General features: G+C 41.2%; 25 protein-coding genes. 11 read left to right on the forward strand and 14 right to left on the reverse strand.

Going from position 1 to position 21,488, the window contains the following annotated elements:
- Positions 1–10: 10 nt before the first annotated feature.
- From DIU38_RS28655 to DIU38_RS28675, 5 genes are all read right to left on the reverse strand, one after another.
- Positions 11–211 (reverse strand): helix-turn-helix transcriptional regulator, encoded by a 201-nt coding sequence (locus tag DIU38_RS28655; RefSeq protein ID WP_090532259.1) that lies wholly within the window; start codon positions 209–211, stop codon positions 11–13.
- Entirely contained in the window at positions 208–645 is a 438-nt protein-coding gene (locus DIU38_RS28660; RefSeq protein ID WP_112653360.1) for a hypothetical protein, read from the reverse strand. The genes DIU38_RS28655 and DIU38_RS28660 overlap by 4 nt, the downstream gene beginning before the upstream one ends.
- Positions 646–892: 247 nt before the next feature.
- Positions 893–1,636: a DUF3800 domain-containing protein gene (locus tag DIU38_RS28665; RefSeq protein WP_112653359.1), complete on the reverse strand. Its 744-nt coding sequence runs from the start codon at positions 1,634–1,636 to the stop codon at positions 893–895.
- Positions 1,637–1,848: 212 nt separating this feature from the next.
- A complete protein-coding gene (gene rimM, locus DIU38_RS28670; RefSeq protein WP_112653358.1) occupies positions 1,849–2,376 on the reverse strand; it encodes a ribosome maturation factor RimM in 528 nt (175 codons plus the stop codon).
- Between the two features lie 121 nt (positions 2,377–2,497).
- A complete protein-coding gene (locus DIU38_RS28675) occupies positions 2,498–3,022 on the reverse strand; it encodes a 30S ribosomal protein S16 (RefSeq protein ID WP_112653357.1) in 525 nt (174 codons plus the stop codon).
- Positions 3,023–3,253: 231 nt separating this feature from the next.
- Between DIU38_RS28675 and DIU38_RS28680 the strand changes: the two genes are divergently transcribed.
- Together DIU38_RS28680 and DIU38_RS28685 are read left to right on the forward strand one after the other, a co-directional pair.
- Entirely contained in the window at positions 3,254–3,790 is a 537-nt protein-coding gene (locus tag DIU38_RS28680) for a 5' nucleotidase, NT5C type (RefSeq protein ID WP_112653356.1), read from the forward strand.
- A gap of 54 nt (positions 3,791–3,844) precedes the next feature.
- Complete coding sequence (locus tag DIU38_RS28685) at positions 3,845–5,197, forward strand: PAS domain S-box protein (RefSeq protein WP_112683105.1); 1,353 nt, start codon at positions 3,845–3,847, stop codon at positions 5,195–5,197.
- Between the two features lie 55 nt (positions 5,198–5,252).
- Here the strand turns inward: DIU38_RS28685 and pfkA are convergent, their stop codons facing one another.
- The 4 genes from pfkA to DIU38_RS28705 form a co-directional block, all read right to left on the reverse strand.
- Positions 5,253–6,230 carry a 6-phosphofructokinase gene (pfkA, locus tag DIU38_RS28690; RefSeq protein WP_112653354.1) on the reverse strand — a complete coding sequence of 326 codons (978 nt, stop codon included), beginning with the start codon at positions 6,228–6,230 and terminating at the stop codon, positions 5,253–5,255.
- Between the two features lie 146 nt (positions 6,231–6,376).
- Positions 6,377–8,137, reverse strand: a complete 1,761-nt coding sequence (locus tag DIU38_RS28695) for a protein-disulfide reductase DsbD family protein (protein ID WP_112653353.1) — start codon at positions 8,135–8,137, stop codon at positions 6,377–6,379.
- A 23-nt stretch (positions 8,138–8,160) separates the two neighbouring features.
- On the reverse strand, positions 8,161–8,613 hold the full coding sequence (locus DIU38_RS28700; RefSeq protein WP_091167161.1) for a protein-disulfide reductase DsbD domain-containing protein: 453 nt from the start codon (positions 8,611–8,613) through the stop codon (positions 8,161–8,163).
- Between the two features lie 16 nt (positions 8,614–8,629).
- On the reverse strand, positions 8,630–9,403 hold the full coding sequence (locus DIU38_RS28705) for a biotin--[acetyl-CoA-carboxylase] ligase (protein WP_112653352.1): 774 nt from the start codon (positions 9,401–9,403) through the stop codon (positions 8,630–8,632).
- A 47-nt stretch (positions 9,404–9,450) separates the two neighbouring features.
- On the opposite strand from DIU38_RS28705, the gene rsfS reads away from it, so the two are divergent.
- The 3 genes from rsfS (at position 9,451) to DIU38_RS28720 (ending at position 12,722) form a co-directional block, all read left to right on the forward strand.
- Positions 9,451–9,825 (forward strand): ribosome silencing factor, encoded by a 375-nt coding sequence (gene rsfS, locus DIU38_RS28710; protein ID WP_091167167.1) that lies wholly within the window; start codon positions 9,451–9,453, stop codon positions 9,823–9,825.
- Between the two features lie 90 nt (positions 9,826–9,915).
- Positions 9,916–12,027: an ATP-dependent zinc metalloprotease FtsH gene (gene ftsH / locus DIU38_RS28715; RefSeq protein ID WP_112653351.1), complete on the forward strand. Its 2,112-nt coding sequence runs from the start codon at positions 9,916–9,918 to the stop codon at positions 12,025–12,027.
- A gap of 56 nt (positions 12,028–12,083) precedes the next feature.
- Positions 12,084–12,722: a LutC/YkgG family protein gene (locus DIU38_RS28720; RefSeq protein WP_091167171.1), complete on the forward strand. Its 639-nt coding sequence runs from the start codon at positions 12,084–12,086 to the stop codon at positions 12,720–12,722.
- Positions 12,723–12,771: 49 nt separating this feature from the next.
- On the opposite strand, the gene DIU38_RS28725 is transcribed toward DIU38_RS28720, so the two are convergent.
- Positions 12,772–13,857 (reverse strand): metallophosphoesterase, encoded by a 1,086-nt coding sequence (locus DIU38_RS28725; protein ID WP_112653350.1) that lies wholly within the window; start codon positions 13,855–13,857, stop codon positions 12,772–12,774.
- 150 nt (positions 13,858–14,007) lie between these two features.
- Between DIU38_RS28725 and DIU38_RS28730 the strand changes: the two genes are divergently transcribed.
- The 5 genes from DIU38_RS28730 (at position 14,008) to DIU38_RS28750 (ending at position 17,583) form a co-directional block, all read left to right on the forward strand.
- Positions 14,008–14,379 (forward strand): hypothetical protein, encoded by a 372-nt coding sequence (locus tag DIU38_RS28730; RefSeq protein ID WP_112653349.1) that lies wholly within the window; start codon positions 14,008–14,010, stop codon positions 14,377–14,379.
- A 47-nt stretch (positions 14,380–14,426) separates the two neighbouring features.
- Entirely contained in the window at positions 14,427–14,891 is a 465-nt protein-coding gene (locus DIU38_RS28735) for a hypothetical protein (RefSeq protein WP_149354196.1), read from the forward strand.
- A 154-nt stretch (positions 14,892–15,045) separates the two neighbouring features.
- Entirely contained in the window at positions 15,046–15,876 is an 831-nt protein-coding gene (locus tag DIU38_RS28740) for a sensor histidine kinase (RefSeq protein WP_112653347.1), read from the forward strand.
- The gene (locus DIU38_RS28745; protein ID WP_112653346.1) at positions 15,842–16,483 is read left to right on the forward strand and encodes a response regulator transcription factor; all 642 of its coding nucleotides are present in this window, start codon (positions 15,842–15,844) and stop codon (positions 16,481–16,483) included. Before DIU38_RS28740 ends, DIU38_RS28745 begins: the two co-directional genes overlap by 35 nt.
- Before the next feature lie 29 nt (positions 16,484–16,512).
- Entirely contained in the window at positions 16,513–17,583 is a 1,071-nt protein-coding gene (locus tag DIU38_RS28750) for a PA0069 family radical SAM protein (RefSeq protein ID WP_112653345.1), read from the forward strand.
- Between the two features lie 99 nt (positions 17,584–17,682).
- On the opposite strand, the gene DIU38_RS28755 is transcribed toward DIU38_RS28750, so the two are convergent.
- From DIU38_RS28755 to DIU38_RS28770, 4 genes are all read right to left on the reverse strand, one after another.
- Entirely contained in the window at positions 17,683–18,054 is a 372-nt protein-coding gene (locus tag DIU38_RS28755) for a ribosomal maturation YjgA family protein (protein WP_112653390.1), read from the reverse strand.
- A gap of 81 nt (positions 18,055–18,135) precedes the next feature.
- On the reverse strand, positions 18,136–18,879 hold the full coding sequence (locus tag DIU38_RS28760) for a zinc ribbon domain-containing protein (protein WP_090532210.1): 744 nt from the start codon (positions 18,877–18,879) through the stop codon (positions 18,136–18,138).
- Positions 18,879–19,976 (reverse strand): Nif3-like dinuclear metal center hexameric protein, encoded by a 1,098-nt coding sequence (locus DIU38_RS28765; RefSeq protein WP_112653344.1) that lies wholly within the window; start codon positions 19,974–19,976, stop codon positions 18,879–18,881. Before DIU38_RS28765 ends, DIU38_RS28760 begins: the two co-directional genes overlap by 1 nt.
- Before the next feature lie 32 nt (positions 19,977–20,008).
- Positions 20,009–20,371, reverse strand: a complete 363-nt coding sequence (locus DIU38_RS28770; RefSeq protein WP_112653343.1) for a TM2 domain-containing protein — start codon at positions 20,369–20,371, stop codon at positions 20,009–20,011.
- 133 nt (positions 20,372–20,504) lie between these two features.
- On the opposite strand from DIU38_RS28770, the gene DIU38_RS28775 reads away from it, so the two are divergent.
- The gene (locus tag DIU38_RS28775) at positions 20,505–21,488 is read left to right on the forward strand and encodes an NAD-dependent epimerase/dehydratase family protein (protein ID WP_112653342.1); all 984 of its coding nucleotides are present in this window, start codon (positions 20,505–20,507) and stop codon (positions 21,486–21,488) included.

The following is a 21,488-nucleotide window of genomic DNA, read 5'->3' on the forward strand; positions in this document are numbered from 1 at the left end:
ATTGGTTTAATTAATCCTCTTCGTCTAACGAAAAAATATCCTCAACAGGTTTGCCAAATACGCGGGCTATTTTTAAAGCCAGCACGGTGGATGGCACATACCGGTTGCTCTCAATAGTGTTGATGGTTTGCCGCGACACCCCGATAAGCTCTGCAAGTTCGGCCTGGGTTATGTTTTTGATGGCCCGCTCAACCCTGATGTTATTTTTCATGCCTGCCCCTCTTCCTTATTGATGAGACGGTTGTTCTGAAAAATTTTCCACCTGAAACGCACAATGAAAAACACAAGCGGTACCAATAAATTTAAAAACAAAATATGTTCGGTGTCTTTACTTAATATTAAACTCACAACCAAAAGTATATAATTTACATAAATGGCCCATTGCAATGAGTCGAGCCGGAGTTTAAAGATCTGTTCGTCTTCAATGCGTTCTTTTGCGAAAGCGATAAAGAATAAACCTATGGACATGAGCAGTGTGGTAGTCATGAAAAAGATATGATGGCTGTTAAACAGGTCGTCGCTCACGGTCTCTTCATTCATGCTAAAGCCCATTTCTTTTTTAAACATTACGATGGGAATATGGATCAGGAACAGCGCAAGCCCCAGATACCTGAACCAGTGTGGGAATAGAAAACGTGATTTCATGATTGTAAAGTTTGGTTTTCCAAAAGTAAAATAAACTTTACAAAAAGTCAAGTATAATTGCAGTGATTTTTATGGTGAGCTTTTTATAAATAGAGAAAAAAAGCCTGCGTTGTTGAAAAGTTAATAACTATTTACAAATCATATAAACATTTCAGTGAAATCAGCGTATATTTATGTGGGTTTTGAAAGATAAACTTTCTATTGGAGGGCATTTCGCATCCGACTGGGGCTTTGGTTAGCCCCTTTATTATTTAGGAAAAATTTTGATTCCTGCACCGTCTACTTTTCCATGTTTTTTGTGAATCTTTTCTAATAAAAGGTTGTAAGCAAAATTTTCTTGTTGTGGATAAATTACATGCCTTAATATAGGGTATGCAAATAAATCGGCAAATTGCAAGCCATTTATATTGTCTTTTTTTGTGTTGAAAAAGATTTTAATATTTAAATCGTCGAAATCTTTTGCATTGACAAACATTGTTCCATAGCTAATCGTTCCTTCTATATGTTTTTTTAGACGTTTATCTTCTTTGGGGTTTCTGCTTTCAATAACTATTGTCAATTGTTTTTCGATGTTTCTAAATTCTTGCAATACGTATCTTACCCTCTCAAGTAAAAAAGTAACTGCTAAATGATATACATTGCCAAGGTCATCCCGCCTACTATTTCTTAATTCTCCCTTGTCTATTACGGGGCAGATTATTCGATATTGCGTTTTCTCAATTATATTGCTTAAGCGGGTTAGAAACTTCTTGTTTGTAAAGTCGTCTTGCAGAAAAGAAAAATCGCCCGATTTATTACGAATATCCCTTGAATGTAGAACGAGGTCTTTATTTCCTACAAAATCCTTTTTAAAATCTTTTAAATCATTGTCTATTTTTCTGTAAGAATTAGATGAGGTCAACACTCCGCAAATAGCAAGATAATTGTCGTCGTGACTGTGAACATTTAAATCATAGTTTCCACTTTCATCAATTAACAAAAGAAATTTCATTATGATAACTACATTATTTAGGATTTGATAAATGTAGGTAATTTGTAATAAATGAATGTATAATCACCATATTTCATATTAGTAAAGGTATTGAAGCGTCTTAATATATTTGACAAAATATTTTTTGATATCAAGCCAAATAAAAAATGCCCGTGAGGACACGGGCATGGGGGGATCTTATTTCTTTAATCTAAAAGTCTTGAATCTCAAACTTAGCCTTCCAAATAAATATCCAGCAACCCTTCGGGCAGGTCAATGTAAATCTCACCGCCTTCAACATCAATACCTTTAATGATCTCTAAGTTAAGGGGAAAAAGTACTTCTTTATTTTTGTATTGAACTGTAGCTATCAATTGCTGCGGATATTCCTGCACCGATAATATTTCGCCCAGTTCACCGTGGGTTTCATCTATAGCGATAAAGCCTTCCACGTCATTCAGGGTAAACTCGCTCTTTTTCTTTTTTGGCTTTAGCTTAGCGGGCAGGTAGATATCCCGCTTTACCAGGGTTGATGCTTTTTCAATGGTATCAACATCTTCCAGGTTTAAGTAGGCGTTGTTTTTTTGCAGGTACTTTATTGATGATACGAAATAAGGGATCATTTTGCCCGCGATATCAATAAATACCGCATCGAACTTAATGTTTTCAATGCCATCAAAATCAACATAAATCTGCAGCTCGCCTTTTAAGCCTTTGGTTTTTAGTACGCTGCCTATCCTGAAATGCTCTTCGGTTTTCATTTAAAATATAATTAAACAATAATGGCGAAGCTGTTTGCCTCGCCATTATCCGGATTTAAGAAATCAAACGTATAGATTCAAGATAAATTACTTTTCCTGCGTCTGTACGCTCTCTTCAAAATTATTCTGCGCTTTCAGCTTCAGCTTCTGGTGCTGCATCTTCTGCAGGAGCTTCTTCTTCGGCAACAGGAGCGTTTTTAGCAGCAATAGCAGCAGCTTTTTCTTCGCTCTTTTTAGCTTCAGCAGCTAAAGCGGCTTTGCGGGCTTCGTCTTTAGCAACGTTAAGGCTGGTTTTTTTACCAGTGATTTTGCCTTCTTTCTGGTCAAGCCATTCAGCAAATTTGGTTTCTACCTGCTCTTCGGTTAAAGCTCCTTTTTTAACACCGCCTTGTAAGTGTTTTTTGTACAGCACACCTTTGTATGAAAGGATAGCACGACAAGTATCGGTAGGCTGGGCACCGTTGTTAACCCAATCTAAAGTTTTGTCGAAATTAATGTCAATAGTTGCGGGGTTGGTGTTTGGGTTGTATGAACCTAAACGCTCAATGAAGCGTCCATCACGTGGAGCGCGTGAGTCTGCTACTACGATATAATAAAAAGGTTTGCCTTTTTTACCGTGTCTTTGTAGTCTGATCTTAGTTGCCATTGTAAATTTTTATGTATTCAACATTATCCCCGGAGTTCTTTCTGCGGGGATGCAAAGGTATTAATTTTTATCATAATTAAAAATGGTTGATAATTAATTATTTATGGTTGAAGTGAATGGCTGATTGGGTTGACTGGTGAATGGTTGTTTTTGCAGGACTTGATTCGGTTTATTTAGCTGTTTTTTAAACTTAACATTGCAATAATTTAAAAAAATCGGAACTTACCCGCCATGAGCATCAACAGAAAAATACGGGTAGCTATTGATATGGATGAAGTTATTGCCGATACCATTGGCAAATTCATCAGTATGTATAAAGAAAGGCATGGTGAAGAAATAAGCCTGGGCAATATGGAGGGTAAGGAGTTTAGGGAGATCCTGCCGCCGCATTTAAGCGAAACCCTAAGGGTTTATATTAATGAACGGGGTTTTTTCAGGGATATCCCGGTAATGCCGGATGCACAGGAAGTAGTGAAAGCCCTGCACGAAAAATACGATGTATACATAGCCTCGGCCGCCATGGAGTTCAAATACTCGCTGGAGGATAAACAGGAATGGCTGGAAGAACATTTTCCATTTATTTCGTGGACAAACATTATTTTTTGCGGGCACAAGATTTTGGACGTGGATATCATGATAGATGACCGGATCAAAAACTTCGCCACGTTTAATGGCCGGAAGATCCTGTATACCTCAACGCATAACATGCTGCTTACCGACTATGAGCGGGTAAATACCTGGAAGGAAGTTGCAGCGAAATTATTGTAGTTGTTTGTTTATCATGTAAATAGCCATATCTTTAAGTATTCACAGCTTTTTTATATGTTTAACCCAAACCCGGCTGCAACCGGAAATTGTACAATTGTTTTTGATATCGATGAACAGAAATACCTGTTTGTAAGTGAAAGCTTTTACAGCCTTTTTGAAGTAGGCGCTGATCACCTTCGTCAAAATGTTGATTTTTTGATTGGATTGGTAAAGCCCGAAACGTTTGCCGGTGTAAAGCAACTTACTGAAGGGCTTGCTATGAACGAGTCGATCCAAATAACTTATCACCTGGAGGCCGGCCAAAAGCAGCTAACCGAAAAACGGACACTTGCTACTGATGGGCTCACCGGTCATAAAATCATATTAAGTAACATTACCTCTGCCCTGGAAGGTGTACGTACCCCGATCCCTTTTATCAAACCCGGGCTGAGCGAGCAGTTTCTCAATTCGCTTATTGATTCGCAAACCAATTTCCTGGTGAGGATAGATACCAATGGCAGATTTAGCTTTGCTAACCGCAGGTTTTTTAAAACCTTCGGTTATGATGAGGCTGACATAATAGGTCATCACTTTTCCAAAACAACCATTCCGGAAGATGCGCAGCTGTGCCAGGAGGCTTTTGTGGAATGTATTAATAATCCCGGCAAGATCGTCAGGCTCGCTCACAAAAAGCCTGCTAAAAATGGGAACCTGCATGATACCGAATGGGAGTTTGTATCCATCGCCGACGATAACGGAGTGGTAGTTGAAATACAGGGTATAGGCAGGGACATTACATCTCAAATGCAAATGCGGGAAGAGGCTTTGCATATGAAAGACAGCCTTGAAGCATTGATCAATAATACCCGTGACCATATCTGGTCGGTTGATAAGGAGTTGCGTTATTTGTACATGAACCAGGCCTATGTTGACCAAGTGACTCATTTAACAGGCCAAAAACCTTTTAAAGGTGAATACTCCTATAAACATAAGGGCTTTGGCAAGCAATTAATTAACGATTGGACTGTTTATTATAACCGTGCTTTAAGCGGAGAACGGTATGATATTATCAGTGAAAGCATCGATCCGGTAAATGGGCAGCGTTTGTATTATGAAGTTAATTTTAATCCTATTTATACCGCTGCAGGCGATATAATAGGTGCAGGTTGTTTTGGTCATGATATTACCGAAAGGCTCAAAATACAGAAAGAACTCGTGAGCCAGAACGATCGTTTAAGAAATGTTGCTTCTTTAAGCTCGCACGAGCTGCGCCGGCCGGTGGCAAGCATGCTGGGGCTTATAAGCTTAATGGACCATGAAGATTTCTTTAACCCCGAAAACAAGGAGATCATAGCGCACCTGTTTACCGTGAGTGCCGAAATTGATACAGCGATAAGGCTTGTTGTTGACAGCACCATTGCCAAATAAAACAGCCCCGGCTTGATTAAGGCGGGGCTGTTTTTATTTATCGTTTTAGCTTAAATTACATAGAAAGCATTTCAACCAGTTTGATCATGTTTGGATCGATGCCCTGGTGGTGTTTAATAGCATGCTCAAATGGGGTATAAGCAATTTCACCATTGATGAGGCCTATCATTTCGTTGCGGTGCCCGTCTCTCAAAGCTTCAACTGCGGCAGCGCCGACACGGCTTGCCAATACCCTGTCCATACAGCTTGGTGCTCCGCCGCGTTGTATGTGACCTAAAATAGAGATCCGGGTATCATAAGTAGGGAACTTTTCCTGCACTAACCTGCCCACTTCAAACGCGCCGCCCGCATCTTCACCCTCGGCAACAATTACTATACGCGATGTTTTATCTTTACGGCCAAATTCAAGACGGTTTAACAAACCTTCGAGCCCGGTTTTGCTTTCGGGGATCAGGATAGCCTCGGCACCGGTAGCAATACCTGTACGTAAAGCGATAAGGCCCGAGTCGCGGCCCATTACTTCAACAATAAATAAACGGTCGTGCGATTCTGCAGTATCCCTGATCTTGTCAACGGCGTCAACAACAGTATTAATGGCGGTATCGTAACCAATGGTAAAATCGGTGCCTACAAGGTCATTGTCAATTGTACCTGGTAAACCAACCACCGGAATATCATACTCGCTGCCAAAAACTTTAGCGCCGGTAAAAGTACCATCGCCGCCAATGGCTACCAATGCGTCAACTTTATTTTTTACCAGGTGCTCATATGCTGCCTTACGACCTTCGGGTGTTCTGAACTCATCACATCTTGCAGTTTTAAGGATTGTACCACCACGCTGGATAATGTTTGAAACGGATTTACGGTTCATGGTAAAAAAATCACCTTTGCCCATGCCGTCGTAACCACGGCGGATCCCAGTGACTTCAATTCCGTAATACATGGCGGCACGTACAACCGCCCTTATGGCAGCGTTCATTCCGGGGGCATCACCACCCGAAGTAAAAACGCCGATATTTTTGATCTGAGTCATTTTTTTGTTTTGGTTATAAACAGGCTAACCTATTCATAACTAATTAGGGTTGTAAATATTGTTCGTTATTCAAACGCCGCGCCTAACCAATAAAGCACAAAATTTGAATTTTGCGCGAATTTACACTTATTTTTTAAACCCGATCCCTATTTTTTGTAAGCCGCTACGCCGCTATCCAAAAATTTAAGGTAGCTGGCTATGTCATAATTTGCAGGTGAGGTAGGGATTTCGGCCCCCGACGCATCTTTTAGCAGGTTGCCGTCACTATCAAGCATGACATATAACGGTTGCGAATTGGAGTTGAAGCGCTGCGCCTCCAGGTTGCTCCATTTACCGCCAAGTGTTGTGATCTTTTTACCGCTGTAATCTGATACAAAGTGTTCCGCCGCAGGCAATTCTGCTTTGTCATCAACTACCAGCTGCAGCAGCACAAAATCATTTTTAATGCGGCTAAACACCTGTGGATCTGACCATACGTTGGCTTCCATTTTACGGCAGTTAACACAGTTAAAGCCAGTAAAGTCAATGAGTATCGGTTTATGCAGGGCCTTTGATACCTGTAAAGCCTGGTCATAATCATACCATGCATCCAGCCCTTTGGTTTTGATACGGGTATAGTTGGAGGCATATTTACGTTCGCCAATACTTGCAGGTATAGCAGCCGATGGAGCTGCTGCCGACGACGAACCAGAACCATCAGGAATAGCTGACAGGTTAAAATCCTGGGTAGCCTCCGGAGGTAAAAACGCGCTTATTGATTTTAATGGCGCACCCCACAATCCCGGTATCATGTAAATAACAAACGCGAAAGTAATTATAGCCAGGAATGTACGCGGGATACTTAGATATTTAACATCGCTGTCATGCGAAAATTTGATCTTGCCAATCAGGTAAAGCCCGATCAGTAAGCCAATGGCTATCCAAAGCGATAAAAATATTTCCCGGTCAAACCAGTTCCAGTGATAAGCTAGATCCACATTTGATAAAAACTTCAAAGCAAATGCCAGTTCAAGGAAACCCAATACAACTTTAACGCTGTTAAGCCATCCGCCTGATTTAGGCAGGGTTTTCAGTGCTGAAGGGAATAAAGCGAATATGGTAAAAGGCAGTGCTAAAGCCAGAGAAAAGCCGAACATACCCATTGCCGGGCCAAGGCGATCACCTTTTGAGGCTGCATCAACCAGCAATGTTCCTATAATAGGGCCTGTACAGGAAAACGAAACAACAACCAATGTTGAAGCCATAAAGAAGATACCTGCAAGACCGCCTTTATCCGAATTTGCATCCAGCTTATTAGCCAGCGAACTTGGTAGTGTAATTTCAAATGCGCCCAAAAAGGAAATACCAAATACAATGAGCAGCAAAAAGAAGAAAATATTAAATATACCGTTCGTTGCCAGTTCGTTAAGTGCATCCGAGCCAAAAATGATTGAGATCAGCAAGCCTAACGTAACGTAAATTACAATGATTGATACCCCGTAGATAAGCGATTGCATGACAGCTTTGCTCTTGCTGCCGCTTTTCTTGGTAAAAAAGCTTACCGTTAAAGGCAGTAAAGGATAAATACAAGGCAAAATTACTGCAGTGAAACCGCCAAGTAACCCTTCAATAAAAATTTGCCAAAGTGATTTTGGTTTTTCTGCTGTTTTTGAAGCGGCAGCAGGCGCTTTTGATGCCTTTGCCGCTTCTGCCTTTTTTACCGAATCGGCTTGCTTTTTCCTGATAGCTATGCTATCTGCTGCGGTAGGAATATCTGTAAATGTAACATCGGCAGCTGACACAGAAGTATCGGTCGCTTTTTTTTGCACAGCATAAGCCGGGTTTGCACCGGCTATATTAAGGACAATCAGGGTAATTAATGTGATAAGCCCGGCGCGCAAGTAAGCACCTTTATTTAATAATTTCATGACTACTGTTAAGGTGTGTTGAATTATTTACCTAAAGGGATAGTGAAATCAACATCTTCTGGCGGCAGGCATTTCATATCGTTACAGGTCATGTAGGTTAGTTTGCCTGTAACTGCTGTTGCTTTGGGTGATTTTAAACTGATTTTTTGGCTAAAAACAACTTCTTTTTCAAAGTAGCTAACATTCATGCTGAATGATTTTTCATACTTGGTTACCGGGGTAGGCTCAGTAGTTTTGCCAACGGCAGCATATAATTTTGATGGGGTAAAATCAAATGAAGTTTTTATTGGGCCGCCGTCTTTTACGGTTTGTGAATAAATGTGCCAGCCGTTTTGTATGGTTGCTTTTAAAAATACAACAGCTTCTTTGTCATTTACCTTTTTTGCCGCGTATGACCACCTCACCGGCGATTCGATCTGAGCGTAAGCGCCAACGCTGATGATAAGCGCGGTTACCAATACCAATAGTTTCTTCATTTGTTTGTTACGGTTATTATTTATTAAAAAATTTCAATTCTTTGAGGTTAAACTCCATTTGTTGCCCGTTAGTATCTTCAATAAGCAATAAGCCGCTTGGCAGTACATTTTTTACAATGCCATTGAATACCCTGCCGTTTGACTCAAAACTTTTAATCTCGTTTAACCAGTATAGTCGGCTTAAGTAGGTATTCCTTACAAAATCAATTTGCCCGGCTTTCAGTTTGAGATAGTATACCTCAAGCTTTTTGCAAATTTCCGATAATAACAGTGTTAAATCATAATCCTTTTGTAAGATTTGTTTTACAGAGGTGGCATTTGAGGCGCCGGGTGGAAAATTTTCCTGGTTTATATTTAAACCAATGCCAATAACCGAGTCTTTGAGCTGCCCGCCCTGTATAGTATTTTCGATGAGCATGCCACCCAGTTTCCTGTCGGCATAGTAAATGTCATTAGGCCATTTTATTTTTAGCTCATCACCTAATAATAGATGCAGGGCGTCATACACCCCTAAACTTACCGCACGGTTTAAATCAAACTGGGCATCAACGGGTAAAAAACGGGGTTTTAATAAAAGGCTGAATGTAAGGTTTTTTCCGGGTTCGCTATGCCAGGTATTTTGTTGCTGGCCCCGGCCGGCGTATTGCTCTTCTGCCATAATGACCGTACCTTCGGGTACTGGCTTGGAATTTGACAGTAGATTTTTAAGAAAACTATTTGTTGAGTCAACTTGTTTAATTGTTACTAAATTTTGACCAACAAATAATCCTGAAAATATGTTATTTTGCAAAGTGTAATAATTTTATACTCAAAAACGTTCAAAACTAATTCTTTTTGATGGTAAAAAACAAAGTGTTAAGTGAATCTGCCTATATTTCAGAGCTGGCAATACATGGTATCCAGGAAAAAAAAGGCAACGATATTATTAGGTTAGACCTTCGTAATATATTCAGTTCAGTAGCAGATTATTTCGTGATCTGTCATGCTGATTCGTCGACACAGGTAAAAGCTATAGCAAATAGCATTGAGGATGAAATTTTCAAAGCCACCCAAGCCGAGCCCTGGCGCAAAGAGGGAATTGAGCATGGCGAGTGGATACTGCTTGATTATGTGGATGTTGTGATCCATGTGTTCAGGACCGATAAACGTGAGTTTTATGGAGTGGAAGATTTGTGGGGCGATGCAGATATTAAATATTATAAAAGTGCATAAACATCCGTCACAAAAAGGCTCAACGCATAGTCTTACTGTTACCGCGTAAAATTTAAATTATAGATTGTAAGTTTGAGCTCGTTAAAAGAAATGAAAGATATTAAAGATTCTAAATCAGAAAATCCAAGACCTATCCGTAAAATTGTGAACAAGAAGCCCTCAGCAAAACCGCCCAAGTTCAATATCATGTGGCTATATGGTATTGTTATTTTGGCCTTTTTACTGATTCCGGCCTTGTTAAACGGCGGATCGGGCAAACCGGTTACTTTCCAGGAATTTGAGGCAAACATGCTTCGTACAAATGATGTTCAAAAAATTGTAGCTTATAAAAGCGGTGACCTGGTAATGGCCGATGTTTATATTAAGCAGCAAAGTTTGTCAAAACCATATTTTGTTAATAACACCTCTAAAGAAAAAAACTTTTTTAATACCAGTACCAACAGCGGTCCGCAGTTTACTTTTACAGATGCCTCATATGAAAGCCTGAAAAAGTCTATTGCCGATGCTCAAAAAGATGTGCCTGATGATCAAAAAGTATCTTTACAATTTGAACAGGGGCATGAAAGCCTGTTATCAAACTGGCTGGTACAAGGTGTTATCATGGTGATATTGTTTGCCGGCGTGTGGATCTTTATCATGCGCAGGATGAGCGGTGGTTCGGGCGGTGGTCCGGGCGGCCAGATCTTTAACATAGGTAAATCAAAAGCTACCCTGTTTGATAAAGAAGCCCAGGTAACCGTTACGTTTAATGATGTTGCCGGTTTGGAAGAAGCCAAACAGGAAGTAATGGAAATTGTTGATTTCCTTAAAAACCCTAAGAAATATACTAACTTGGGTGGTAAAATCCCTAAAGGCGCGCTGTTGGTAGGCTCGCCGGGTACCGGTAAAACCTTATTGGCCAAAGCCGTTGCAGGCGAGGCGCAGGTACCTTTCTTCTCTCTGTCAGGTTCTGATTTCGTGGAGATGTTTGTAGGTGTGGGTGCATCACGCGTACGTGATCTGTTCCGCCAGGCTAAAGACAAAGCTCCTTGTATTATATTTATTGATGAAATTGATGCTATCGGCCGTGCCCGTGGTAAAAACAATATTGTAGGTGGTAATGATGAGCGCGAAAACACCCTGAACCAATTACTGGTTGAAATGGATGGTTTCGGTACCGATTCAGGCATTATTATCTTAGCTGCTACCAACCGCCCGGATGTACTGGATTCAGCATTATTGCGTCCGGGACGTTTCGACAGGCAGGTATCTATCGATAAACCAGATTTGATTGGTCGTGAGCAAATTTTCAAAGTTCACCTGAAACCAATTAAATTATCTGATGGTGTTGATGCCAAGAAATTATCGGCACAAACCCCAGGTTTCGCGGGCGCTGAAATTGCTAACGTTTGTAACGAAGCTGCGCTGATTGCTGCCCGTAAAAACAAAGAGGCGGTTGATATGACCGATTTTCAGGATGCTATCGACCGTGTTATTGGTGGTTTAGAGAAGAAAAACAAAATCATCTCTCCGGAAGAAAAACGGATTGTTGCTTACCACGAAGCTGGTCACGCTATTGCAGGCTGGTTCCTTGAACATGCCGATCCTTTGGTTAAGGTATCAATTGTGCCTCGTGGTGTCGCTGCGTTAGGTTATGCTCAATATCTGCCAAAAGAGCAGTTTTTGTACACTACCGAGCAATTGCTTGACGAAATGAGTGTATCTATGGGCGGTCGTGTTGCCGAGGATATCGTTTTCGGTAAAATTTCTACCGGTGCACTGAGCGATTTGGAGCGTATCACTAAACTTGCTTATGCCATGACCAAAATTTATGGTATGAACGATAGTGTTGGGAATGTATCATTCTATGATCCGCAGGGCGAGTACCAGTTTAACAAGCCATATTCTGATACTACTGCAGAAATGATTGACGCTGAAGTACGAAAGCTGGTTGATGTGGTTTATCAAAAAACCAAAGACTTGCTGAATGCCAAACGTGATGGCCTCGAAAAAATAGCTCAGAAGTTACTGGAAAAAGAAGTGTTGTTCCAAAGTGATCTGGAAGAAATTTTGGGTAAGCGTCCGTTTGACGAACGTACAACTTACGATAAGTTTGTAAACGGTGAAGCCGCGTTAAATCCGGATGTGGATAACAATGCTATTCCAGACTCGCTGACTAATCCTGAACTTTCAAGAATAGACAGCGAAGATCCGAAACTTTAATTTTTAAATTATAATACAAAGCCACCGGCAAAGCTGGTGGCTTTTCTTTTTTAGCCATGAGGGATATCACTACATCAAAAGAAAAACTGCTTAAAAAAATCAGAAAAGCACTTTTGGAGAAAAGGGATAATCCATACCCTCAGCTGGAAGACCAGCCCCTTTATCCTGCAACGGATGAAATGCCCGAGGTGGTCTTCGCCGAACAGTTTACCAACGTAGCAGGCCAGTTTGTTTTTTGCGAGGATGAACTGCAATTTATTGAAAACCTGCTTACCCTTGCCGAAGAACGTAAATGGCACAAAATTTACTGCTGGGAACCTAAGTTGCAGGAGATCCTGAACCAGTTTGAATACCCGCACTACGAAACCGATAAAGACTTTGAACAAGCCGAAGTTGGTTTTACCCTTTGCGAGGCTTTGATTGCCCGTAACGGCAGCATCCTGCTTTCAAACGGTAATATGGCCGGCCGCAGGTTAAGCATCTATCCATCGGTGCATATTGTACTGGCTTATACTTCGCAAATGGTTATGGACTTGAAAGATGGTTTTAAACTCATCAAAACCAAATATGGCAACCAACTGCCATCCATGATCAGCACGGTAACCGGCCCAAGCCGTACCGCTGACATTGAGAAAACACTGGTATTAGGCGCCCACGGCCCTAAAGAGCTTTTTGTTTTTATGCTGGAAGGGTGACCGTTGATTTTTTTTGATTTCGCTGACCCTTTATCCTTTCACCTCCTTCTCAAAACAGCTCTTCCAAACTGCATTCCTCGAGTATTATTCTTTCGCTTTGGTTTAGGTTATTGTATTCCCATTTAATTAACCGGATCTGGCCTCCCGATATTTCGATGCCTGTTATATCGCCGTCGTCGTAGCAGCAACAGCCACTGTTGAAATAGCTTGGATTACAGGTGCTGAAATCAGGAACAACATCGCCTTTTATCTGCCTGTTTACAATCTGTTTATTTAACTCATCGGCCAGCTCATCATTACCTGATTTTCTTGCTTTAACAATGTCATTATACAGTCTTTCGAGGTGAGTTAATGACCTGAATACCGGTTGATGGGTGTGTCCTGTTATAAGCAGCGTGCTTTTTTGCCTCTGGCTCCATTCGTACATAATACGGTTATGATCTGTTTTGAGCAGGTCATTATTTGCCGGCGTATTGATATTTACCTTCAGATATGCCTGGAAAGGTGCCCATATGTTGGATACAAACCATTTACTGAACCAGTTGCCATCGCTTTGCAAATCGCCTTGGTGGCCATGCGTCATGAATATATTTAGTGGTTTACCATTAACTGTTGTTTGTAGTACAGCTCCTTCATAGATCTTAATTACTTCATCATAAATTTGCTTTAATCCAACTGCCGCTAAAGGGTCATTGTCCCAAAACAGATCATGATTGCCAAATATTTTCATGAATTCTTTACGTTGTATGAACCGTTTTTCGCTTTCAAATGTGGCTTTGTTGTGCTTTTTTATGGTAATGAATAAGTTTTCCCAAAGCTCCTCGCTGTCGCCAAGATTGATGTAGAAAAATTGTTGGCTGTAGTAATAATCAAGTGCTGTAAGGTAGTTCTTCTCGGCGAGGGCGAAAATGTCCATATCATCACGGGCGCCCTTGTGTTGATCAGAAAAGATAATGAATTTACCTTTTTCTGCATCGAAAGGTATTATAAGGCCTTTTTTACCCGACCCGGTTAGCAGGCTTTTGTATAACCGGTTCATTGATCTGTTAACCCGCTTCTTATCCGGTCGTGATGAGAGCCTGTCGGCCAACCGGGCAACCGGCTTAGTTAACAGTTTTTGTAAAAACTTGCGCATGACTTTTTAACGTATGATATAGTGTATTGTGTTGTAAGTTGACAGTTACTTTTACCGTGTTTAAACGGGATGTAATACAGTGAAATAACGGATAGGTTGTTTTATTATAATTAGTTAGATTAGTCCTGATTTAAAGACACCCTAAATTATATGGAACCTATTGACTTAAAAACAGCCAGGGAAATGGTAGCCCGCTATAAGCAAACCCGAAAAGCGGTTATTGACAAACATCATGAGGTTAATGATACCGAATCGACATGGCTCCCGATAGACAAACTGAAGGAGTTTATTAATAATCTGCCGCCGGAAGCTACTGGAGTGAGGATACATTTTGGAGTGCATGATGCGGATCATAAAGATGCACCGCATCAAACATCGGTTGCCATAGTTGGTACAGTGGCAGGGAAAGGTGTGGATCAGCATATAGATGCTATACAGAGTGATGATGTGGCAAGCCTGGCGGTAAGTGGGTTAGCTGCTTTAAAATCAAGCAAGGATTGCCCGCCAACATGTCAATCCTGATAAATTTGTAAGCTGCATGAATGCTATTATATATTATTTTAGCGTTCATGCTTGATTCCCTTTATTATGTGATGTTTGTAGTGGCTTTTATATGCTGTATATTCACATATAAGTCGCTTGACAAAAATTTTAAATGGTTTTTGCCTTTCTTAGCTTTTGGGGTATTTTATAATTATCCGGCTATTTTTCAACTGCTTATTATTAACCATACCAATGCTTGGTGTAATAACTTCAATGACATACTGGAGTTTATTTGTTATACAATGTTCATCATGTCATTTGATGATCGGACAAAACGAAAAAAGTTTGTATATATAGCTGCGGGGGGTATTGTTGGGTTAACACTTATTGATATATTTCTCATTCAGGGTTTCTGGCATAGAGCAACTATCGCGATAGTTATGCAGAATATATTTGGCCTTTGGCTTGTTTGTGATTATTACTATAGATTATTGAATGATGATAATGACGAATACATAGAATTAATATCACACCCCCGTTTTTGGCGATAACGGGGATTTTTTTCTATTATTTGGCAATGACATTTTATTACTCTTGTTTCAGCTTCATGGTGTATAAAAACAATTATCATTTTTATCTGATAGCAATGACATTGTTAGATCTTAACTCATTAATGCTATACGGCCTATTTTCATTTTCCTTTATATGCTTTTTCAGGAAGAACAATTTATCCTCATAATAATAGCGGGTACTGCTTTATTGCTTCTGTTAGGGGTGTTCATGGTTAGCTTTATGCTCATGTACCAAAAAAAGCAGAACAAAAACCTGCTTGAGCGCGAAAACCTAAAGGCGTCATTTAAGCAGGAAATGCTTAAAACGCAGATAGAGATTCAGGAGCAAACACTTAATGATATCAGCCGCGAAATTCATGATAATATCACACAGGTTTTGTCATTTGTAAAATTGAACCTGGGCCTGCTTAACAATAGCCTTGATGACGAAAAAAAAGCCCGTGTAAATGAGAACCGCGAACTGGTTTCGCAAACCATTAATGATTTGAGGCACCTTTCAAAAAGCATGAGCTTTGAGCATATCAGTTCGCAGGGACTTATAAAAACCCTCGAAACCGAAACCGAACGTTTAACCCGCAGTGGTATCATCAATGTTATTTTTGAGGTTGAAGGTGATGTATATAGTTTAGGAGAGCAGCGCGAACTGGTGATATTCCGGATCTTCCAGGAAGCGGTAAATAATACTCTGAAATACGCTAAGGCAGCTAACCTTAAAATCGGTTTGTATTATACTGCACAAATGTTTAATTTGCTCATCGAAGATGATGGTGCTGGTTTCAATGCCGAAAAGGTTGATAATAAGGGCGGTTCGGGATTGCGAAACATTGAAAACAGGGCAGCTTTAGTAGGCGCGGACGTAATTATTGCCAGCTCGCCTGGTAAGGGTTGCCAGATAAAATTGTCGTTCAATCCCCTGGTACAACAAATTTATGCTAAAGGAACCCATTCAAATAGCCTTAGTTGATGATCATAAACTCTTCAGGAGCGGTATGGCTGCTCTTGTCTCTAATTTTAAAAGATACAACATACTATTTGAGGCCGCAAACGGGCAGGAACTGATAAATACCATAAACAATGGCACTGTTCCGGATATTGTATTGCTGGATATCAGCATGCCGGTTATGGATGGGGTTGAAGCTGCACAGGTGCTGCGGGCCAAACATCCCGGTGTCAGGATTATTATTTTATCCATGTTCGAAGATGCCGAAAAGGTGCTAATCATGGTAAAAATGGGTGTTAAAGGCTATCTCCTCAAAGATTCGGAGCCTTACGAAGTTGAAGAGGCCCTTTTGAAGGTTTCGCAGGGAGAGCTTTACTATCCCGAATTTGTAACCCGCCACCTGATCACTAACTTTAACAGCAAGTTAGAGAACATTAAGCTTAATCCGCGCGAAATAGAATTCCTTCGTCTTACCGGTACCGAACTTACTTATAAAGAAATTGCCGAAGCCATGAACATCAGCGTGCGCACCGTTGATAGCTACCGCGACCAGCTTTTTGAAAAACTCCAGATTAAAAGCCGCGTAGGGCTGGTTTTGTATAGCATAAAAAATAAACTGATTGAATTGTAATTTGCTAATAAATTTAGCAAATTTGTTCAATGTCACATGAGGAAAATCCGGACTTTTTTAAGGGGCGGGGTGCACAGGTAAATACGCACAATAAGTTTCTGAAAAACAAGTATGTACTTGATCATATCGAGGGTATTGACGAGCCTTTGCTTGAAAATTCCAACACGCAGCTTTTTGAAGAAACACCAAAAAAAATAGTAAGCGAATCCAACAGTCCTGATTTGAGCCATATGTACTCCATAAACCCCTATCAGGGTTGCGAGCATGGCTGCATTTACTGTTATGCCCGTAACAGTCATGAATACTACGGTTTTAGTGCCGGGCTCGATTTTGAGCGCAAGATCATTATTAAACCCAATGCCCCCCAGCTGCTTGAGCAATATTTCAACAAAAAAAATTATAAGCCCGTTTGCATCATGCTATCGGGCAATACGGATTGTTATCAGCCTGTTGAACGTAAACTCGGTATTACCCAGGCCCTGCTCGAGGTTTTCTGGAAGTATAAAAATCCGGTTAGTATCATCACTAAAAACAACGTGATACTGCGGGATATCGATTTGCTTACAGATATGGCCAGGCTGAACCTGGTACATGTAAACATATCTATCACCTCCCTTAATGAGCAACTGAGGCAGAAACTTGAGCCGCGCACTGTAACAGCAACAGGCCGTTTGGCGGTAGTTCAAAAGCTTTCGGAAAAAGGCATCCCGGTACGGGTAATGGCAGCGCCGATCATTCCCGGGTTAAACAGTAATGAAGTGCCTAATATCATTAAAGCCGCCGCCGACAGAGGCGCTTTAGCCGCCGGTTTTACCATGGTGAGGCTCAACGGCAGCATAGCCGAGATTTTCAGCGACTGGATTTACAAAGCTTTTCCAGACCGCGCCGAAAAGGTACTGAATATGATCCGCGCGACGCATGATGGTAAACTAAATGACAGCGATTACGGCCGCAGGATGAGCGGCGAGGGCAAGGTAGCCGAATCCATTCACCAGATGTTTAAAATGGCTTGCAAACGCTTTATGGGCGATAGGCAAATGCCCGAATATGACTATAGTTTATTTGTGCCGAGGAAAGGGAAGCAGACGAGTATGTTTTAAGAGGAATTTCTTTCGACGCTCTTTTACAATCTTGTATAAACAGTTTAGAACGTAAGTGGTTTAAAGTTAATAGTCAAATAAGGTTTAAAGCTTCCACGGCTATCGGCTCCGTGTGAATAAAAGCTTTTCAATCCCAACACCTATCCCCACCCCAATAACATAACACAACAAATCGCTCCACAAAAAGCCCTCACCTAAAACGAGCCTGCCAAACAGTGTGTGCCTGATGTCATCTATCCATGGCGCTTTATAAAGCTGACTAAACTCTATCGCGAAGCAAAACAGCAAAGCCGCAATAACATTAAACTTGACAGTCTTGCTGATAAAAATAAACCGCATAATAAAGTAAACCATAATGGCCCACAAAATATCGCCGATAAACAAAGGGATAAATTTAAAGTGACGGGATAGCAAACCGAGGATAATGGTTGCTATTGTTAATATCAAATAGGTTATCCGGGTTTTAGGCATGAGATAAATATCGGCTAAATAAAGCAACAAAAAAGGCACCCATTGGGCGCCTTTGATATATTTAACTTTATAAATGGTTGCTTATGCTTCTTCAGCTTCCAAAGCCATTTGCTCGTCAACCAAGATACGCCCGCAATGTTCGCAAACGATGATCTTTTTACGCTGACGGATGTCTGACTGGCGCTGAGGAGGGATCTGGTTAAAGCAACCAGAGCATGAATCACGTTGGATAGTTACAACTGCAAGGCCGTTTTTTGCGTTTTGACGTAAACGGGTGTAAGCAGTTAATAAACGCTCTTCGATGTTGTCCATAGCTTTTGCAGCCTGGGCATTCAACTCGGTTTCTTCTTTTTCAGTTTCGGCAGTAATGGTGCCTAATTCTTCTTTCTTGGCGTCAAGGTCGGCCTGGCGGGCTTCCAGATCAGCCAATGCTTTTTCGTAAACCTGGGTTTTGTTGGTGATTTCGAAGCCGTATTCACGGATCTTCTTTTCGCTCACCTGTATATCTAAGCCCTGGATCTCAATTTCTTTTGAGATTGCATCATATTCGCGGTTGTTTTTAACCTCGTTAAGCTGGCCTTCGTATTTTTTGATGTTCGCCTGAGCTTCTTTGATCAGGTTTTTACGGGTAACTATGTCATCTTCCACATCGTCAAGTTCACCTTTGATCTTTTGGATGCGGGTTTCAAGGCCTGCAACGTCGTCCTCAAGGTCGGCAACTTCCATTGGCAATTCGCCCCTTACCTGGCGGATCCTGTCAATCTTGGTGTGGATAGTTTGTAGTTCGTATAAAGCTTTAAGCTTTTGTTCTACGGTTTGTTCCATTAAATAAAATATTTGACGGGGTTTGTATTTACTTCTGTTAAACGGACGGCAAAGATAGGGAATTTTTTTCTAATTATTTCATACAATAATTGCTGCGTAAATTGTTCACTCTCAAAGTGTCCGATATCTGCAATAACTATCTTTCCTTCGGCATCAAAAAACTCGTGATACTTGTAATCGGCAGTTATAAAAACGTCGGCTCCTGCGGCTATGGCATGCTTTAGCAAAAAGCCTCCCGAACCGCCGCACACAGCTACTTTTTTAACGTGTTTGCCCAATAGTTTGGTATGCCGTATCACATGCGTGCGCATCTTATCCTTTACATGAAACAGGAAACTTTCTTCATTAAGCGGCAGTTCCAACTCGCCTATCATGCCCGAGCCTACCTGCTGGTGCTGATTGGTTAAATTGTAAAGATCATAGGCAACTTCTTCATACGGATGGGCCAGGATCAGCGCCATCAGGATCTTGCTCTCCAAATTGGCCGGATATACCGTTTCAATGCGGATCTCATCTTCCTTGTGGCGTTTGCCAATTTCGCCCACATAAGGGGTTGCGGCATCATTGCCTTTAAATGTCCCTGTTCCCTCTGCATTAAAACTAACCTCGCTGTAATTGCCTATGGTGCCCGCTCCTGCCGCAAACAAAGCATCACGCACAGTGTCGGCATGGTTTAGCGGAACGTAAGTAACCAGTTTTTTGATCAGGTTATGTTTGGGCAGCAGTATTCGGCTGTTTTTTAAACCTAAAGTTTCACAAATACGGGCGTTAACGCCGGTCATGATGCTATCCAAATTGGTGTGAATAGCGTATATAGCAATACCTTTACGGATAGCTTTTTCAACCACCCGTTCCACATAGGTTTTGCCATTGAATTTTTTCAATCCCTTGAAAACGATAGGGTGGTGCGATATGATCACCTGGCAGCCGGTAGCGATGGCCTCATCAACCACAGCTTCGGTACAGTCAAGCGAGATCAGGGCATGGCTTACCTCCTGCTCCGGGTTGCCAACTATCAGGCCAGAATTATCATAATCTTCCTGATAGTTGAGCGGTGCGAGGCTTTCAAGGTAAGCGGTTAAGGCAGATAGTTTCATTAAGTTTTTTTAGAGATAAATAATGGCTTGGTTTAGCTGCTCATTTTAGCCATTTGGTAGCTTTCATAAGCCATATTCTTATTATACTCCAAAGTTATCGACTTATTGTTGATCAGATCCACAATAGTACCAATAACACAAAGCCCGCCTGTAAAAAAATACAGGATCCCCATGCCAATCTGTCCCAATACAAAACGCTGGATACCTGCAAAGCCAACAAACCCAAGCAAGGTAAATAACAATATATCCTGCGAGTTTTTGCGCTTGTTGCTGTAAACCATGTAGAAATATTTCTTTTGATTTTCGGTTAAATCGGGTGTTGCGTGTTGTAAAAAGCCCAACTCCTCGGGCGAAAAACCGGCAAAAGTATTATATGGGTCTTGTAGTGAGCTCATGTTTGGTAAAGGCTTTTGTTATAGTAATAAGCCAAATTTAAATATTTACCGCATTAAAACTATAGGTTAAAAAATGATTTAAAAATTCTTTTCCATACATAGGGGTAAACAATAGTGAGGTTGTAATACCTGTATGAAAGTTTTAGTAACCGGGGCAACAGGGTTTATTGGCAGGCAGCTCACGTTATCGCTGGCTATGCAGGGCTATGATGTTAAAGCCTTATGCCGCAATACCGATCACCCGTATTTAATAAAGCATAAAAACATCGAACCGGTTACAGGCAATATCCTTTATCGCCAAAGCCTGGGCAGGGCTATGCAGGGTTGCCAGCAGGTTTATCATACCGCCGCCCTGGCCAAAATGTGGTGCCGTAACCCCGATGATTACCATGAAACCAATGTTGTTGGTACCCGTAACGTACTTGAAGTTGCAGCAGGTGCCGGTGTACAGAAAATAGTTTACACATCAACCTGCGGTGTTTGGGGGCCAACGGTTAAACACCCCATGAGTGAAAACGACCCGCGGATAGCAGGTTTTCCCATTGCTTACGAGCGTACCAAATACCTGGCAGAATTGGAAGTGCAAAACTTTGCAAAGCAGGGAGGGATATACATCGTTACAGTAAATCCATCACGCGTATATGGCGAAGGGCCTGTTACCGAAAGTAATACAGTGGGTAAAATGGTTTTGGCCTATTTACGCGGCAAATGGCATTTTATTCCCGGCAACGGCGAACAGGTAGCCAATTATGCTTTTTTAACCGATGTGGTTGAGGGGCATTTGGCGGCTATGAATAATGGAACCAGCGGCGAACGCTATATTTTAGGCGGAGAGGATATTAGTTTTAATGATTTTTTCAAAACAGTACATCAGGTATCAGGTAAGCAACATCGTCTCATTCATCTGCCGTTAAAGGCTATTGAATTTTATAGCCATTTTGAAAAGCTTAAATCACAGCTTACCGGGCTGCGCCCTTTCTTTTTACCCGAGTTTGCAGAGCGCTTAAAGTACGATCAAAAATACAGCAGTAATAAAGCCATAATGCAACTTGGTTACCGGATAACCTCCTTTACTGAAGGGATGCATAAAACAATTAATTACCTTAAACAAGAATGA

Origin of the sequence: Mucilaginibacter metallidurans (assembly GCF_003286435.2) — a bacterium.
GTDB lineage: Bacteria > Bacteroidota > Bacteroidia > Sphingobacteriales > Sphingobacteriaceae > Mucilaginibacter > Mucilaginibacter gossypii.